Annotated in this window: 14 protein-coding genes; 9 read left to right on the top strand and 5 right to left on the bottom strand. The window is 69.0% G+C overall.

The window, feature by feature from the left end; all coding sequences use genetic code 11:
* Nucleotides 1-205 precede the first annotated feature (205 nt).
* Both BKK80_RS05295 and BKK80_RS05290 read left to right on the top strand, forming a co-directional pair.
* Nucleotides 206-604, top strand: coding sequence for a hypothetical protein (locus BKK80_RS05295; protein ID WP_071068673.1), 399 nt, complete (start codon nt 206-208; stop codon nt 602-604).
* A 232-nt stretch (nt 605-836) separates the two neighbouring features.
* Nucleotides 837-1,916, top strand: coding sequence for a helix-turn-helix transcriptional regulator (locus BKK80_RS05290; RefSeq protein ID WP_071068672.1), 1,080 nt, complete (start codon nt 837-839; stop codon nt 1,914-1,916).
* 21 nt (nt 1,917-1,937) lie between these two features.
* On the opposite strand, the gene BKK80_RS05285 is transcribed toward BKK80_RS05290, so the two are convergent.
* Entirely contained in the window at nt 1,938-3,305 is a 1,368-nt protein-coding gene (locus tag BKK80_RS05285; protein WP_231907980.1) for an FAD-binding oxidoreductase, read from the bottom strand.
* A gap of 209 nt (nt 3,306-3,514) precedes the next feature.
* Here BKK80_RS05285 and BKK80_RS05280 point away from each other — a divergent pair, with 209 nt between their 5' ends.
* Nucleotides 3,515-4,300 (top strand): IclR family transcriptional regulator, encoded by a 786-nt coding sequence (locus BKK80_RS05280; RefSeq protein ID WP_071037435.1) that lies wholly within the window; start codon nt 3,515-3,517, stop codon nt 4,298-4,300.
* A gap of 266 nt (nt 4,301-4,566) precedes the next feature.
* On the top strand, nt 4,567-5,712 hold the full coding sequence (locus BKK80_RS05275; RefSeq protein ID WP_071037586.1) for an IS481 family transposase: 1,146 nt from the start codon (nt 4,567-4,569) through the stop codon (nt 5,710-5,712).
* 1,646 nt (nt 5,713-7,358) lie between these two features.
* On the opposite strand, the gene dmpG is transcribed toward BKK80_RS05275, so the two are convergent.
* Nucleotides 7,359-8,366, bottom strand: coding sequence for a 4-hydroxy-2-oxovalerate aldolase (gene dmpG / locus BKK80_RS05270; RefSeq protein WP_071011341.1), 1,008 nt, complete (start codon nt 8,364-8,366; stop codon nt 7,359-7,361).
* Nucleotides 8,367-8,377: 11 nt separating this feature from the next.
* Nucleotides 8,378-9,319 (bottom strand): acetaldehyde dehydrogenase (acetylating), encoded by a 942-nt coding sequence (locus BKK80_RS05265; RefSeq protein ID WP_071011340.1) that lies wholly within the window; start codon nt 9,317-9,319, stop codon nt 8,378-8,380.
* 454 nt (nt 9,320-9,773) lie between these two features.
* Between BKK80_RS05265 and BKK80_RS05260 the strand changes: the two genes are divergently transcribed.
* The 5 genes from BKK80_RS05260 to BKK80_RS05240 are packed head-to-tail and all read left to right on the top strand — an operon-like array spanning nt 9,774 to nt 14,688.
* Nucleotides 9,774-10,871: an AI-2E family transporter gene (locus BKK80_RS05260; RefSeq protein WP_083383963.1), complete on the top strand. Its 1,098-nt coding sequence runs from the start codon at nt 9,774-9,776 to the stop codon at nt 10,869-10,871.
* An 8-nt stretch (nt 10,872-10,879) separates the two neighbouring features.
* Entirely contained in the window at nt 10,880-11,599 is a 720-nt protein-coding gene (locus BKK80_RS05255; protein ID WP_084084571.1) for a paraquat-inducible protein A, read from the top strand.
* Nucleotides 11,596-12,351, top strand: a complete 756-nt coding sequence (locus tag BKK80_RS05250; RefSeq protein WP_071011338.1) for a paraquat-inducible protein A — start codon at nt 11,596-11,598, stop codon at nt 12,349-12,351. The genes BKK80_RS05255 and BKK80_RS05250 overlap by 4 nt, the downstream gene beginning before the upstream one ends.
* Nucleotides 12,344-14,005, top strand: a complete 1,662-nt coding sequence (locus BKK80_RS05245) for a PqiB family protein (protein ID WP_071011336.1) — start codon at nt 12,344-12,346, stop codon at nt 14,003-14,005. The genes BKK80_RS05250 and BKK80_RS05245 overlap by 8 nt, the downstream gene beginning before the upstream one ends.
* A complete protein-coding gene (locus tag BKK80_RS05240) occupies nt 14,005-14,688 on the top strand; it encodes a PqiC family protein (protein ID WP_083383961.1) in 684 nt (227 codons plus the stop codon). Before BKK80_RS05245 ends, BKK80_RS05240 begins: the two co-directional genes overlap by 1 nt.
* Before the next feature lie 102 nt (nt 14,689-14,790).
* On the opposite strand, the gene BKK80_RS05235 is transcribed toward BKK80_RS05240, so the two are convergent.
* Nucleotides 14,791-15,291 carry a nucleoside 2-deoxyribosyltransferase gene (locus BKK80_RS05235; protein ID WP_071016121.1) on the bottom strand — a complete coding sequence of 167 codons (501 nt, stop codon included), beginning with the start codon at nt 15,289-15,291 and terminating at the stop codon, nt 14,791-14,793.
* 79 nt (nt 15,292-15,370) lie between these two features.
* The gene (locus BKK80_RS05230; RefSeq protein WP_236903720.1) at nt 15,371-16,168 is read right to left on the bottom strand and encodes a TetR/AcrR family transcriptional regulator; all 798 of its coding nucleotides are present in this window, start codon (nt 16,166-16,168) and stop codon (nt 15,371-15,373) included.
* Nucleotides 16,169-16,201 lie beyond the last annotated feature (33 nt).

Raw genomic sequence — 16,201 nt, 5'->3', positions numbered from 1 at the left:
CGCGCTCCATCGCCGCCCCCGGGCCTGGCCGAAGACAGCAAAAGACAGCCAAAGACGGCATGGCACCGCGATGGGGCAATGCTTCGGCATCCCCTCGACAGGAGTAGCAATTCCGGCCGCGTGAACGCGCACAATGTCCTGGCAGCACAGCATGGCGGTGGCGTGCGATCGCCATCGGTGGCGGCAGCTCCACGGGATACCGCATATGAAGCAGCACGCACTTCTGATTCTCCTCGCCCTGAGCGCCGGGGCACACGCCGGCACCTACGGCTCCTATGCCTCGATGTCCGGCCTCGGTCCGACCGGACGCGCGCTGTACGGCGGCGGGGAGGCTGGCGGCGCAGCCGGCGGCGTCTACGGCCAGGCAGCGAACTCGACCTATTCCGGCATCCGCACCACGCCGGACCAGATCAAGATGTACACGCGCGGCGGTGTCAATGCCGGCATCGGCGAGCGCTACAGTGCCGTCGGCAGCAAGGCGGCCGCGCGCAACGCGCCGCCCGATCTCGACCAGATGCCGACCTCGAAGTCGCAGTCGCGCTCGCTGTCGCACTCCGCCGGCGGCGCGCAGCGCAGATCGCCGGGCGATTCTTCCGGCCAGTAGTACCCGTTGCACCAGTAGTACCTTCCCCGCTCCGCCCCTCCCGCACGCGGCACCCACACCGCGTGCGCTGCGCCACGCCCTCCTCGTTGCTCCCCTCGTTGCTCCCCCGCGCCCCGTCGTGCCGGGCCGGCACCGCTGACAATCCCCTCCGCAGCAGCGCTTGACGTCGTGCCGAACCGCTCACCAGAATGCCCGCAGGAAGAATCCACCAGAAAAACGAGGGGAACATCACGTGCACAGCACCACCAGCTTCCGGCGCGCCAAAGACGCCGTGCAGGCGGTCGCCTCCGGCCAGGGCTGCTGGCTGGATGTGATACGGACCGCGAGGGATTTCCTGGGCGCGGACAGCGCCTCCTTCGTCTGCCACGACAAGGCCAGCCAGACCGTGCGCTACCTGGAGCACGTCGGCGTCGACGAGCAGGCCGTCATCGAGTACGGACAGCACTTCTTCCAGTATGACGACTCCCGCCGCCGCTACTGGTACGCGCCGGCCGGCACCTGGAGCGACTCGTGCGCCGAGCGCGAGCACGAGACCGCGCACGACCGCCTGTTCTGGACCGACTTCATGCTGCCCCACCAGATGCGCCAGCTGACCGGCGTGGTGGTCTGCAACGACGACGAAGTAATGTGCGGCCTCAGCGTGCAGCGCACGCGCGTGAGCACGCCCAGCCACGCGCATGCCGATCACCTGGCCGAGTACGGGCGCCTGCTGACGCACGCCTACGCGGCGCGGCGCCTCGCCGCGCAACGCGGCATGGACCTGCTGGGACAGGTGCTGGATGGCGGCCGCGAGAGCTATCTCGTGTGCCGCAGCGACGGCTGCGTGCAAGCCTGCATGCCCGCGCTGGAGGCCCTGCTGTGCGGCGACAGCTACCTGAGCCTGCAGGCCAGGCGCCTGGTCCACCGGGAACCGGCATGGCAGGCGCGCCTGCTTGCCGGCATCCGGCAGGTGGCCGCCACCGGCCGGCCCGCCATGCTGGCCATGCCCGACGGCTGGGGCCGCTCCTTGCGGGTGGCCATGCGGCCGGTGGACAACGACCTGAACCAGGGCCTGAGCGGCTGCGTCGGCATGCGCGTGGAGCGCCGCAATATCTTCGACGTGCCGAACGCCGAGATGCTCGCCGAACTGTTCGCGCTGACGCCCGCCGAGGCACGGCTGTGCCACCACCTCGCGGCCGGCCTCACGGTGGACGACTGCAGCAAGGTGCTGGAAGTCAGCCTGCACACGCTGCGCAAGCAGCTGTCGGCCATCCTGCGCAAGACGGGCTGCACGCGCCAGGCCGAGCTGATGCGCCTGGTGACGACACTGTAGTGCCGCGGCGGGGCCGGCAAGCTACAGGATGCGCCCTGCGTTCAGCGCGTCGCCCGCATCCAGCGTGCGCTTCAGCGCGCGCATCACCTCCAGCTCGGTCTCGCTGCGGCTCAGATGCAGGAAGGGCTTCTTGATGCGGCCGATGCCATGCTCGGCGGAGATGCTGCCGCCCACTTCCGCCACCAGCCCGTAGACGATCTCGTCGACCGCGAGCTGGTCGGCCTCGCTGGCATGCGGGCCGCTGACGATATGCAGGTTGCCGTCGCCGAGGTGGCCGAAGAACAGGTGCGAGGCCTGCGGGAAGGCCGCCTGCAGCCGCGCGCGCGCCGTCTCCACGTAGTCGGCGGTGACGCGCAGCGGAATGCCCACATCGAAGGAGACGAAGGGCGAAAGCTGCTTGAGCAGCTCGCCGATGGCATCGCGGAAATCCCATAGCGACTGCGCCTGCTCCTGCGTCTGCGCGACGATCACGTCGGCCACCACGCCCTCTTCCAGCATCTCGCCGAGGAAGCCTTCGAAGATCTCCTGCATCTGCGGCGCGGTGCTGCCTTCGGCCTCGACCAGCACGTAGATGGGGTGGCCGCCGCCCAGCGGCACCGCGCGCCCGAGCGCGCGCGCGGCGGCCACCAGGTATTCCTGCCACATCACCTCGAACGAGGACAGCCCGGGCAGGCGCCCGCGCGCCTGCTTGAGGAGCTGGGCCACCTGCGCGAACGATGCCACCGCGCACAACGCGCTGCGCCGCACCGCCGGACGCGGGAACAGGCGCAGCACCACGCGGGTGACGATGCCGAAGGTGCCTTCGGTGCCGATGAAGAGGTGCTTGAGGTCGGGACCGGTGTTGTTCTTCACCACGCGGTTCAGCATCGGCATCACGGTGCCATCGGCCAGCACCACTTCCATGCCCAGCACCAGGTCGCGCATCGGCCCGTAGCGCAGCACGCGGTTGCCGCCGGCATTGGTGGACACGTTGCCGCCGATCTGGCAGCTGCCGCGCGCGCCGATGTCCAGCGGGAAGTACCAGTCCCTGGCCTCGACGATCTCGGCCAGCTTCGCCAGCGGCACGCCGGCCTGCACGGTGATGGTGCCGCCGATGTCGTCGAAATCCTCGACCTGGTTGAGGCGCTCCAGCGAGATCACCACGTCGCCGGCATCCGGCGCGGCGCCGCCGGCCAGGCCGGTGAGGCCGCCCTGCACCGTGATGCGCGCGCCCTGCGCGCGGCAACTGCGCACGATCGCGGCCACCTCGGCCGTGCTGGCCGGCCGATACACCACGGCCGGCAGCCCGCCCTTGAGGCCGCTCCAGTCGCCGCGGTACTTCTCCAGGTCGGCGGGCTCCCGCAGCGTGCCGGGAATGTCGATCGGATCGACGGGCTTGGCTTGGGTCAACGTATTCTCCTTCTGGCCATCCATGCCTCCATGGATTCGTTCACTGATGGCGCGCCCGCCACGGCGGCGCGCCGCATCCGCTGCAGCGGATTATCCTCCCGCCCGCGCCGGCGTTCCAGTGCCATCGCACTGCGCGCGGCGCGCACTGGACTAGAATGGAGCGCCGCCTGCCACGCGCGGCGAACACCCCGCACCACACGCTCCCATCCATGCCTACCCGCACGCCCGACTCCGACGAACCCGCCAAGCGCACCAGCGCCAGCCAGACCCTGTTCCGCGGCCTGGAGATCGTCGAAACCGTCGCCAAGGGCTTCACCTCGCTGCCCGAGATCGTCAAGCACACCGGCCTGTCCTCCAGCACCGCGCACCGGCTCGCCTCCGCGCTGGTCGAGGCGCGCTACCTGCAGCACGAACCACGTCGCGGCTACAGCCTGGGCAGCAAACTGATCGAACTCGGCTTCCAGGCCCACCGCGAGTCCGACGTGCTGGCCAGCGCCAAGCCCTTCCTCGAACAACTCGCCGCGCAGACGCGCGACACCGTGCACCTCGCCACGCTGGTCGACGAGGAAGTGATCTATCTCGACAAGCTGCCCGGACAGCGCGCGGTCGAGATCAGCTCGCGCATCGGCGGGCGCAATCCCATCACCACCACCGGCGTCGGCAAGGCCCTGGTACTCGACCGCGGCGAGGACGAGTGGCGCCGTATCCGCGCGCACGAAGCCGCCGCCGGCAAACCCGCGCCGGGCGAGGAAGAATGGCTGCGCCTGATGCGCGGCTATGCGGCGCGCGACAGCGCCTTCGACCTCGGCGAGGACGAGCCCTCGATCCGCTGCGTGGCAGCGCCCGTGCGCGACGCCACCGGGCGCATCGTGGCGGCCATCAGCGTGACGAGCGCGGTGCAGTATATGGGGCCGGAGCGGATGGAGGAGCTGGTGGGGGTGGTGAAGGAGGCCGCGGCGGGGGTTAGCCGGCAGTTGGGGGGGAGGAGGAGGTGATGGTCGAGGGGGTGATGGTCGAGGGGGTGATGGTCGAGGGCTTGGATTCGAGCGATGTCGGATTGCGAGGCAACGGCCTGTCTCGGCCCTCGTGACTCTGTGCTTGTCTTCGGGCGGTGTCGGTGTGCGAGGCAACGGCCTGTTTCGACTCCCCTGCGGGGAGCCGACTCACTTTCTTTGTCTCGCTGTATAGACCGGGGACATAGGTGACACCTGTGCGAGGACATGGTTGACACTTCACGGCAGAGTTTCTGCCGGAGTCCGTCATGCCGTGGAGCCCACGCGACACCATGAGCCTGCGCCACGAATTCGTCCTGCTCGCCCAGCAAGAGGGCTGCAATCGCCGCCAGCTATGCCAACGCTACGGCATCTCCCCGCAGACCGGCTATAAGTGGATTGCTCGGTACACCGAACAGGAGATGGCTGGCTTGGTCGAGCGGTCGCGCCGGCCCGCGACCAGTCCGACCCGAACGGCGGAGGAACTGGAGCGACTGGTCGTCGCCCTGCGCCTGCAGCACCCGGCTTGGGGCGGGCGCAAGATCAGCCGGCGGCTTCAGGATCTGGGCCACACACCGGTGCCGGCTCCGAGCACCGTGACGTCCATCCTGCATCGACATGGCCTGATCTCACCCGAAGCCTCGGTCAAGGCCCAGCCCTGGCAACGCTTTGAACATGCGGCGCCCAATCAGCTGTGGCAAATGGATTTCAAGGGCGGCTTTCGCACGCACGATGGCCAGATGTGCTCACCATTGACGGTACTGGACGATCATTCCCGCTTCGCCGTCACGCTGGCCGCCTGTACGCAGACCCACACCGCTGTGGTCCAGGAGCACCTGGCCCAGGCCTTTCGCCACTTCGGACTGCCTTGGCGTATCAACGCCGACAATGGGGCGCCGTGGGGCAGTCCTTCACAACCGGGGCAGCTCACCGGCCTGGGGGTCTGGCTCATCCGGCTGGGCGTGCGCCTGACCCATAGCCGTCCGGCCCATCCTCAAACCAATGGCAAGGACGAACGCTTTCACCGCACCCTCAAAGCCGAAGTGATCAATGCCCGTGGCTTTGCCTCCAGCCTGCAAGCCCAGCATGCGTTTGATGCCTGGCGCGATATCTACAACTTGCAGCGCCCACACGAGGCACTCGGCCTGGCGACGCCGGTGACACGCTATCAGCCCAGTCCTCGCTCCTATCCGGAGGTGCTACCGGAGATCGAATACGGCCCTGACGATCTGGTGGTGAAGATCAAATGGGACGGACAACTGCGCTTTCGCGGGCAAACCTTCAAAGTGTCCAATGCCCTACGAGATTTCCCGGTCGCCTTGCGCCCACAACCCAACCACGATGGACGATTCGATCTGTATTTCGTCGATCACTGCTTCGGCTACATCGATTTGAACGACCACCAGGCGGCTTAATATGTGTCAACCATGTCCTCGCACAGGTGTCACCTATGTCCCCGGTCTATACATCTCGCCAAAGAAAGTAAGCAAAGAAAGGCGACCCGGGTGCGGCGAACCCCCCTCGCGAATGGGCCCCGGCCGCCGCGCCCGTCCGAACTCGCGGCCTGCGGCCGCTCAGACAGCGGACGGGCTTCATCGGCGGCCGGGGCCCATTCGCGAGGCGCCGCACACGGGAGGGAAAGGCCAACCGTTGGTCTGCGAGCGGGCTCACTTTTGCGTGACGGCCTGGTTGGCTGAGCCTTGTGTTCGGCCAGCGAGCTGGCCGAACACAGCCCACCCGAAGCGAAGCGAGGCGTGGCGTCTGTTCCCTGCCGTGTGCGGCGCCTCGCGGGCTGGGGCAAAGAGCGGATTAGAGGGCCCCCTGTCTGAGGATCGCCCTAAGGCGATCCGAGTTGGGGCCCGGCCGCTCTTTGCCCCAGCCCGCGAGGGGGGGTGAGCCGCACCCGGCGCGCCTTCTTTGCCTACTTTCTTGGGCAAGACCAAGAAAGTAGGTCGGCTCCCCCGCAGGGGGAGTCGAAACAGGCCGTTGTCACACTGACCGATACCACTCGAATCCACGCGCAAAAGCCTTGCGTCACGAAAGCGAGTCGGCTCCCCGCAGGGGGTCGAAACAGGCCATTGCCCCGCACACCAACACCACCCGAAGACAAGCGACAAGGCATCGAGTCACGCGTGCATTGGTGTTCGGCCAGCAAGCTGGCCGAACACCGCCCACCCGAAGCGAAGCGAGGCGCGGCGTCTGTTCCCTGCCGTGTGCGGCGCCTCGCGGGCTGGGGCAAAGAGCGGATTAGAGGGCCCCCTGTCTGAGGATCGCCTTAAGGCGATCCGAGTTGGGGCCCGGCCGCTCTTTGCCCCAGCACGCGAGGGGGTTTTAAGCCGCACCCGGCGCGCCTCCTTTTGCCTACTTTCTTGGGCAAGACCAAGAAAGTAGGTCGGCTCCCCCGCAGGGGGAGTCGAAACAGGCCGTTGTCACACTGACCGATACCACTCGAATCCACGCGCAAAAGCCTTGCGTCACGAAAGCGAGTCGGCTCCCCGCAGGGGAGTCGAGACAGGCCGTTGCCCCGCACGCCAACACCGCCCGAAGACAAGCGACAAAGCATCGAGTCACGCGTGCATTGGTGTTCGGCCAGCAAGCTGGCCGAACACCCCCCACCCGAAGCGAAGCGAGGCGTGGCGTCTGTTCCCTGCCGTGTGCGGCGCCTCGCGTGCTGGGGCAAAGAGCGGATTAGAGGGCCCCCTGTCTGAGGATCGCCTTAAGGCGATCCGAGTTGGGGCCCGGCCGCTCTTTGCCCCAGCACGCGAGGGGGGGGTTGAGCCGCACCCGGCGCGCCTTCTTTGCCTACTTTCTTGGGCAAGACCAAGAAAGTAGGTCGGCTCCCCCGCAGGGGGAGTCGAAACAGGCCGTTGTCACACAGACCGATACCACTCGAATCCACGCGCAAAAGCCTTGCGTCACGAAAGCGAGTCGGCTCCCCGCAGGGGAGTCGAAACAGGCCGTTGACTCGCACACCAACACCGCCCGAAGACAAGCGACAAGGGGCACCGAGTCACGAATGCAAATCAGGCCACCGGGACACCGGAAAGTCGATCAGCGCTGCTCAGCGCGCCAGATCGAGCGCCACGTCGACGATCATGTCCTCCTGACCACCGACCATGCGCCGCTTGCCCAGTTCCACCAGAATATCCACCGTAGGCACACCGTACTTGGCCGAAGCCGTCTCCGCATGGCGCAGGAAGCTCGAGTAGACCCCCGCGTAGCCGAGCGCCAGCGTCTCGCGGTCCACCCGCACCGGGCGGTCCTGCAGCGGACGCACCAGGTCATCGGCAGCGTCCATCAGCGCGCGCACGTCGCAGCCGTGGTTCCAGCCCATGCGGTCGGCCACGGCGATGAAGACTTCCAGCGGCGCGTTGCCGGCGCCCGCGCCCATGCCCGACAGGCTGGCGTCGACGCGGTTGGCGCCTTCTTCCACCGCCACCACCGAGTTGGCCACACCCAGGCTCAGGTTGTGGTGGGCGTGCACGCCGATCTCGGTCTCGGCCTTGAGCGTGTCGCGCAGCGCACGCACGCGGTCGCGCGCGTCGTTCATGGTCAGCGCGCCGCCGGAGTCCACCACGTAGATGCAGGTGGCGCCGTAGCCTTCCATCAGCTTGGCCTGCTCGGCCAGCTTCTGCGGCGTGGTCATGTGGCTCATCATCAGGAAGCCGACCGTGTCCATGCCCAGCTTGCGCGCGCTCTCGATGTGCTGGCGCGAGACGTCGGCCTCGGTGCAGTGGGTGGCCACGCGCACCACGCGCGCGCCGGCGTCGTAGGCGGCGTGCAGGTCGTGCACGGTGCCGATGCCGGGCAGCAGCAGGGTGGCGATCTTGGCGCGCTTGACGCTTTGCGCGGCGGCGCTGATCCACTCCACGTCGGTGTGGGCGCCGAAGCCGTAGTTGAAGCTGGCACCCGACAGGCCGTCGCCGTGCGCGACTTCGATGGAGTCGACGCCGGCGGCATCCAGCGCCGCGGCGATCGCCTTGACGTGCTCGACGCTGTACTGGTGGCGGATGGCGTGGCTGCCGTCGCGCAGCGTGACGTCGGAGATATAGAGTTTGTTGTCGCTCATGTCGGCTCCTTTCAGGCGGCGCAAAGCTGGGTTTCTGCCATGCGCTCGGCGCAGGCCAGCGCGGCCGAGGTCATGATGTCGAGGTTGCCGGCGTAGGCCGGCAGGTAGTGGGCGGCGCCCTCCACTTCGAGGAAGACCGAGGTCTTGAGGCCGGCCACGCGGCCCAGGCCCGGGACGTTGGGCGCGTTGCCCGCGTCGAAGCGGTCGAACTGCACGGCCTGCTTGAGGCGGTAGCCGGGCACGTAGCGCTGCACCTTCTCGACCATGGCGTGCACGCTGTCTTCGATGCGCGACTGCTCGGTGAGGTCGGACAGCACGAACACGGTGTCGCGCATGATCAGCGGCGGCTCGGCCGGGTTCAGCACGATGATGGCCTTGCCGCGCTTGGCGCCGCCCAGCACCTCGATGGCGCGCGAGGTGGTCTCGGTGAACTCGTCGATGTTGGCGCGCGTGCCGGGACCGGCCGACTTGCTGGAGATGGAGGCCACGATCTCGGCGTAGTGCACCGTCGCCACCTGCGACACCGCCGCCACGATGGGAATGGTGGCCTGGCCGCCGCAGGTGACCATGTTGATGTTGGGCGCGTCGAGCTGCTGGTCCAGGTTGATGGCCGGGATCACGTAGGGGCCGATGGCGGCCGGCGTCAGGTCGATCACGCGCACGCCGTGCTGCTGCAGCCTGGCGTTGTGGTGCTCGTGCGCGCCCGCCGAGGTGGCGTCGAACACCACGCGGATGTCCTGGAAGCCCGGCAGGGCCAGCAGGCCGTCGATGCCTTCCGCGGTGGTGGGAACGCCCAGGCGCGCGGCGCGCGCCAGTCCGTCCGAGGCGGGGTCGATACCGACCATCGCGCCCATTTCCAGATGCTGGCCGTGGCGCAGCACCTTGATCATCAGATCGGTGCCGATATTGCCCGAGCCGATGATCGCGACCTTGACCTTGTCTCCTGTTGTCATCAGAGCACTCCTAAGTGGCGGTGGATGTCTGCCGCGGCGGCGCCCGGCATGCCTTTGGTGCTGCCATCCTAGGCGGCCACTCCTTTAGTGTCAATATATAATATTGACTCCCATATATTGGTACTAAAAAGCTTCGCTTACGCCATAAGGAAGCACGCTGGCGCTGCCGCGGCGTGGAAGGGCGGACAATGGACAAGGGGACAAGGGGGCAAGGTCTCTGCAGCGGCTGGCGCCGCCTTGCGCGCCGGGCACCGGCAGGCGTAGCGGGCGCGGCCGCCGCGGCTTTCGTCATGGCTTGCCGGCCGCGAACGAAGTGGCGCCGGCGCGGTCTGAGCCACCATCGCGCACCGGCGGCACGGCGGTGTGCACCGCAGCAATCATTTCCGGACCAGAAACGGTTTTCCGATATATTTACGTTCCAATCGTCACACCGGCAGCAAGGGAGAGCCATCCAATGAGTTCCGGCCAATTGATCGAAAGGCTCGCCGCCGTATTCGCCCTGATCGTGCTGATCGGCGGCTCGCTGCTGGTGCTGGCCCCCTTCACCACCGCCCTGCTGTGGGGCGCCATCCTGGCCTACAGCTCCTGGTATCCCTACACGGTGCTGTCGCGCTGGCTGGGCAACCGGCGCGGCGTGGCGGCGCTGATCTTCGTGCTGCTGGCCTTCGTGGTGGTGCTCGGCCCCTTCGTCTACGCGGGTGCGAGCGTGTCCGCCCATATCGACGAGATGTCGGCCCTGGTCGACCGCTACGTGGAACACGGCCTGCCGCAGCTTCCCGACTGGCTGACCAGCCTGCCCTACCTGGGCAGCTACCTGCAGACCTCGTGGGACAAGCTGTTGCATGCCGACTCGGAGATGCTGGCCAATGTGCGCAAGCTGCTGGCGCCGGTGGGCCATGCGCTGCTGGGCGCCGGTCTGTCGGTCGGCGCCGGCCTGGGACAGCTGGCCCTGTCCATCGTGCTGGCCTATTTCTTCTACACGGGCGGCGAGTTCGCCGTGGCCTGGCTGCGCGCCGGCATGCGCCGCATCGGCGGCGAGCGTGCCGACCACCTGCTTTCGCTGGCCGGCAACACCATCAAGGGCGTGGTCTACGGCGTGCTCGGCACCGCCTTCGTGCAGGCCCTGCTCGCCGGCATCGGTTTCTGGATCGCGGGCGTGCCCACGCCGGCGCTGCTCGGCCTGGTCACGTTCTTCCTCTCCGTGATCCCGGTCGGCCCGCCGCTGGTGTGGATCCCGGCGGCACTGTGGCTCTATCACGCGGGCTCGGTCGGCTGGGCCATCTTCATCGTGGTCTGGGGCATGGGCGTGGTCGGCATGGCCGATAACGTGATCAAGCCGCTGCTGATCAGCAAGGGCACCGATATGCCGCTGATCTGGATCATGCTCGGCGTGCTGGGCGGCGCCCTCGCCTTCGGCTTCCTCGGCGTCTTCATCGGGCCGACCGTGCTGGCGGTGGCGTACGCGCTGCTGCGCGACTGGACCGTGGGCCAGGCGGTGGCACTGCCGGGCGCCGCCGCGGAGGCGCCGCCCGTGCGCAAGGAAGCGCCCTGAGCCCGCCCATGGATCCGCGTCCACCGACCCCATCCGCACCGCCGGGCGATGCGCCACCGCAGAGCGCCGCGCCACCCGCGCTGCCGCCTTCGGCTGCCGCCGAACTCGCGGCCAGCGGCACCACCAACGCGCTGGTGGCCTGCCACTATTGCGATGCGCTCTACCAGCGCGCGGCGCTGGCGCCGGGCGAGCGCGCCTGCTGCCTGCGCTGCGGCAGCCCGCTCTACCAGGACAGCCGGCGCGCCTACCGGCGCCAACTGCCGCTGACCCTGACCGCGCTGATCCTGTTCCTCATCTCCAACGCCTACCCCATCGTGGCGATGGACCTGCAGGGCGTACGCACCCACACCACGCTGCTGGGCGCGGTGGAAGCCCTGTATGCCGACCACATGGAGCTGGTCGCCTTCCTGGTCTTCGCCACCACCATCCTGTTTCCGCTCACCGAACTGCTGATGATGTGCTACCTGCTGGTGCCGATGACGCGGCACCGCATGCCGGCCGGCTTCGAGCGCATCGTGCGCGGCATCTGCCAGACCCGGCCGTGGGGCATGATCGAGGTCTTCATGATCGGCGTGCTGGTCACGCTGGTGAAGCTGTCGAGCATGGCCGAGGTCCTGCCCGGCGTCGCGCTGTGGTCCTTCGGGGCCCTCGTGGTGGTGCTGGCCGCGCTGCTGTCCTTCGATCCGCGCGACCTGTGGCAGCACCTGGACGAGGCACCCGCGCCATGACACCAGCAGGCAAGCCCTCCCCCGCGGAGGAACGCGGCACGGCGGCCGGCCCTTCGCGCCTGCAGCGCTCGCGCGCGCTGGCGGCGGAAGTGGTGGCCGGGATCACCGATGACGACGAGCGCACGCCGCTGGCCCAGGTGCCGACAGCGCGCGCGCAGGGGCTGCTGTCCTGCCACGCCTGCGCCGGCGTCAGCCCGGCCAGCCTGGCCGGCGAGCCGTGCCCGCGCTGCGGCGCCACGCTGCACGTGCGCAAGCCGGCCAGCCTGACGCGCACCTGGGCCTTCCTGCTGTCGGCCTACATCCTCTACATCCCGGCCAACCTGCTGCCGGTGATGATCACCCAGACCATCCTCGGCACCCAGCGCGACACCATCTTCTCCGGCGTGGTCTACCTGTGGCTGTCGGGTTCGCACCTGCTGGCCGGCGTGGTGCTGGTGGCCAGCATCGTGGTGCCGATGCTGAAGATGGCGATCCTCACCTTCCTGCTGCTGTCCGTGCAATTCCGCTCCACCTGGCGCATGCGGCAGCAGACCAAGCTGTACGAACTGGTGGAAGTGATCGGCCGCTGGTCGATGCTCGATGTCTTCGTGGTGGCGCTGCTGGCCTCGCTGGTGCGGGCCGGTGCGCTTGCCACCATCATCCCCGGAGGCGGCGCCCTCGCCTTCGCCTCGGTCGTGGTACTGACGATGCTGGCCTCGCTCAGCTTCGACCCGCGCCTGCTGTGGGATTCGCTGGAAAATGAACATGTCTGAAGAAACGGACCGCAACGCTCCCCCGCCCGCCCGCCCTCCTGCTCCCCCATCGCCACCGCTGCCACCCGAGCCCGCGCGCAAGCGCCGCGCGCGCTGGCTGCCCTCGGTGGTGTGGCTGATCCCGATCGTGGCGGCGGTGGTCGGCATCACCCTGCTGGTCCATACCATCACCTCGCGCGGGCCGGAGATCACCGTCACCTTCCACACCGCCGTGGGGCTGACGCCGGGCAAGACCGCGGTACGCTACAAGGAGGTCGACATCGGGCTGGTGAAATCGGTACGGCTGGCCCCCGACCGCTCGCACGTGGCCGCCATCATCGAGCTGACCAAGGACGCCGAGTCCTTCGCGGTCAAGGACACCCGTTTCTGGGTGGTGCGTCCGCGCTTTGCCATCAGCGGCATATCGGGGCTGGAAACCCTGCTGTCGGGCGCCTACATCGGCGTGGACGCCGGCAAGTCCGACGAGCACGTGCGCGACTTCACCGGCCTGGAAGCGCCGCCGGTGGTGACCTCCGACTCCTCCGGCAAGCAGTTCGTGCTGCGCGCCGCCGACCTCGGCTCCCTGGAGATCGGCTCGCCGATCTACTACCGGCGCCTGCCGGTCGGCCACGTGGTGGCCTACCAGCTCGCGCCCAACGGACGCGACATCACGCTGCGGATCTTCGTCAACAAACCCTATGACAAGCTGGTTACGGCCGACACCCGCTTCTGGCACGCCAGCGGCGTCGACCTGAAACTCGATGCGGGCGGCCTGAAACTGTCCACCCAGTCGCTGGTGACGGTGCTGCTGGGCGGCGTGGCCTTCCAGCAGCCGGAGCATTCGCCCGCCACCGAGGCAGCGGCCGAGAACACGCAGTTCCTGCTCGCCGCCGACCAGACCGAGGCCATGAAGGAGCCCGAGGAGCTGGCGCCGACGCTGGCCGTGCTGAACTTCGACCAGTCGGTGCGCGGCCTGGCGCCGGGCGCACCGGTCGACTTCCGCGGCGTGGAGGTGGGCCAGGTACGCTCCATCGGCATCGAGTACGTGCGCGCGACAAAGACCTTCCGCCTGCCGGTGGTGGTGGAGTTCTACCCGTCGCGCATGGGCTTCCGCCAGCGCGACGTGCGCGACGAGCAGCTCGCCCACGCCATCGTGCAGGGCCTGGTCAAGCGCGGCCTGCGCGCGCAGCTGCGCACCGGCAACCTGCTGACCGGCCAGCTCTACGTGGCGCTCGACTTCTTCCCGAAGGCGGCCCCGGCCACCTTCGACGGCAACGCCACGCTGCCCGAGCTGCCCACCACGCCGGGCACCTTCGACGAACTGCAGGCGCAGCTCGGCGACATCGTGGCCAAGATCGACAAGATCCCGTTCGAGCAGATCGGCCAGGACCTGCGCACCACGATGGCCTCGCTCAACCGGATGATGGCCAATGCCGACAAGCTGGTGAACCAGCTCAACGGCGACGTCGCGCCGCAGGTCACCGCGGCGCTGCAGGACGCGCGCAAGACGCTGAACGCGGCCAACGGCACGCTGGCTGCGGACGCACCGCTGCAGCAGGACACGCGCCGCATGCTGCAGGAGCTGACGCGCACCGCCGCCTCGCTGCGCGCGCTGACCGACTATCTCGAACGCCACCCCGAAGCGCTGTTGCGCGGCAAGACGGAGAAGCCGTGATGAACCGCCCCCGATTCGACGCCCGCCGCACCGACCCGCGCCGCCTGCCGGCCGCCACTGCGCGCACCGGCGCGGCAACCCTGGCGAACACCCTTGCCGCGGCCGCCCTGGCTGCCCTGCTGGCCGGCTGCGCCTCGCCCGAGCCGCGCTACTACACGCTGGCGCAGGCCAGCGGCACCGGCGCGGCCGCCGCGCCGCAGGCCACGCCTCAAGGCAAACCCGTGTGGATCGAAGTAGCGCCGGTACACGTGCCCGAGCGCCTGAACCGCGCCGAACTGGTGGTGGGCGAGGACGGCAGCGCCGATGGCGACAGCCGGCTGCGCCGCCTCGAACTGGCGCGCTGGTCGGCGCCGCTGCCCGATGAGCTGCGCGATGCGCTGTCGCAGCGCCTGCAGGCCGCGCTGGACGCCCAGGACACTTACCGGCAGGGCCTGTCCGGCGTCGAGCCAGTCTACCGAATCACCGCCGACGTGGTGCGCCTGGATGCCGCGCCCGGCGGCCGCGCCGGCGCCCTGATCAACTGGACCGTGCGGCGGCTGCCGGACGGCAAGCTGGCCAGCGGCCAGAGCCGTGCCGACCTGCCGGCCGGCAGCGGTGTGGACGGCGTGGTGGCGGCCTACCGCCAGATCCTGGCGGGCGCGGCCGACGACATCGCCGGCGGCGTGCGCGCGCTGCAGCCTTGATGCCGCGCGGAGGCGGCCAAGCAGCCAGGTGATTAGGCGGAGTTAAGCGGGTTAAGCGGGTTAAGCGGGTTAAGCGGGTTAAGCAGCCAGGCGGCTTGTCCACTAGGACGCCGCGCGTGCGATCGCCTGCAGGCATTCGCGCGCGCCACCCTGCACCATGCGCGCCGCGCACGCCAGCATCAGGTTCTTGCCCAGGCCGAAGTCCTCCACCACGTAGCCGCGCGCATCGAGGCCGCGGCCCTCGGCGTCGGTCACCACCGCCACGCGCTCCAGCAGCGTGCCGGCATCGGCGCTGTAGGCCCACACCGGCTTGCCCAGCGCCACCGCGTAGCCGACCTCGAAGGCGGTGCCGGCATCCGGCTCGCCCGGGCCGCGGAAGTCGTCCAGGTTGGCCATCAGCAGGTCGGCGCGCCGGATCAGCGCGAGATTGGCCTGGTAGATCCACTGCGCCGCGGCGGGACCGCTCAGCCCGGGCGGCAGGGCATGGTCGAGCGGGTAGAGGCCGTCGCAGCCGTAGGTGGCGCACAGCGCCTTGAGCGCTTCGCCGTGGGCGATGGCATCGCGGCGGAACACGTCGAAGCCGGCGAGATAGATGGTGGGCATCTTGATGGGTCCGGTCATGCGGGCGCGGAACACGCCCGCTGCGCTGCAAGCATACGCGCGCGGCGTGCGGCGTGCGGGCTCAGGCCGCGCGGCCCTTGCTGCTGCGCCAGACGCGGCGCCCCTTGCTGACCGGCGCGGTCAGCGCGGCGGTGCAGTAGTCGGCCAGGTCGGCCACGGGTGGCTGCTCTGGCTTGCCCTCGGACTGCTGGCACCACTGCGCCAGCGCGTAGACCACGCTCTGGTTGAACCACTGCTGCCGGTGATGCATCACCTTGCGCGGGATGCCGGGCAGCGCAGCGGCGATCAGGCGGCGCGCGCGGATCACGCCGGACATGGCCGCCGGATCGATCATCTCCTCGTTGACCAGGCCCGGGCTCAGGGTAGCCTGCGCCAGCACCTTGACGTAGCGCGCGCCCCACGGCGTGTCGCAGATGGTATCGGCCAGCGCGCTGATCGAGGCCTCGACGATGGTGCGCACGTCGCCGCCCAGGCCGGCGGCCTCGACCTCGTCCAGGTAGCGGTCGCGCAGCACGTTGACCTGGGCCAGGCGGAAGTTCAGCAGGTGGCTGACCAGGGCCTCGCGCGAGCCGAAGTGATAGTGCAGCGCGGAGCGGTTGCGCTGGCCCGCCTCCACCACGATCTGGCGCAGCGGCACCAGTTCCACGCCGTGCTCGGCAAAGAGGCGCTCGGCGATCTCCAGCATGCGCCGCGCGGTCTCGTTCTCCAGCGGGTTGGCGGCCGGGGCGCCGGGCGTGCCGGCGGGCGCCGCCTTGCGCGGGGCAGGCGCCGGGCCGGGCGGCGGGTCCATCACGCTGGCGTCGGCCAGGAAGGAGGAGAGCGATCGGTTGCGCACGCGGCTCATCTGCCAATACCTCATAAGCTAATCCGGAGGATTATCGGCGCAGGCCCT

This window comes from Cupriavidus malaysiensis (assembly GCF_001854325.1).
Taxonomy (GTDB): Bacteria; Pseudomonadota; Gammaproteobacteria; order Burkholderiales; family Burkholderiaceae; genus Cupriavidus; species Cupriavidus malaysiensis.
Note: the sequence above shows the minus strand (reverse complement) of the source record. Positions and strands in the feature narration are given on the sequence as shown.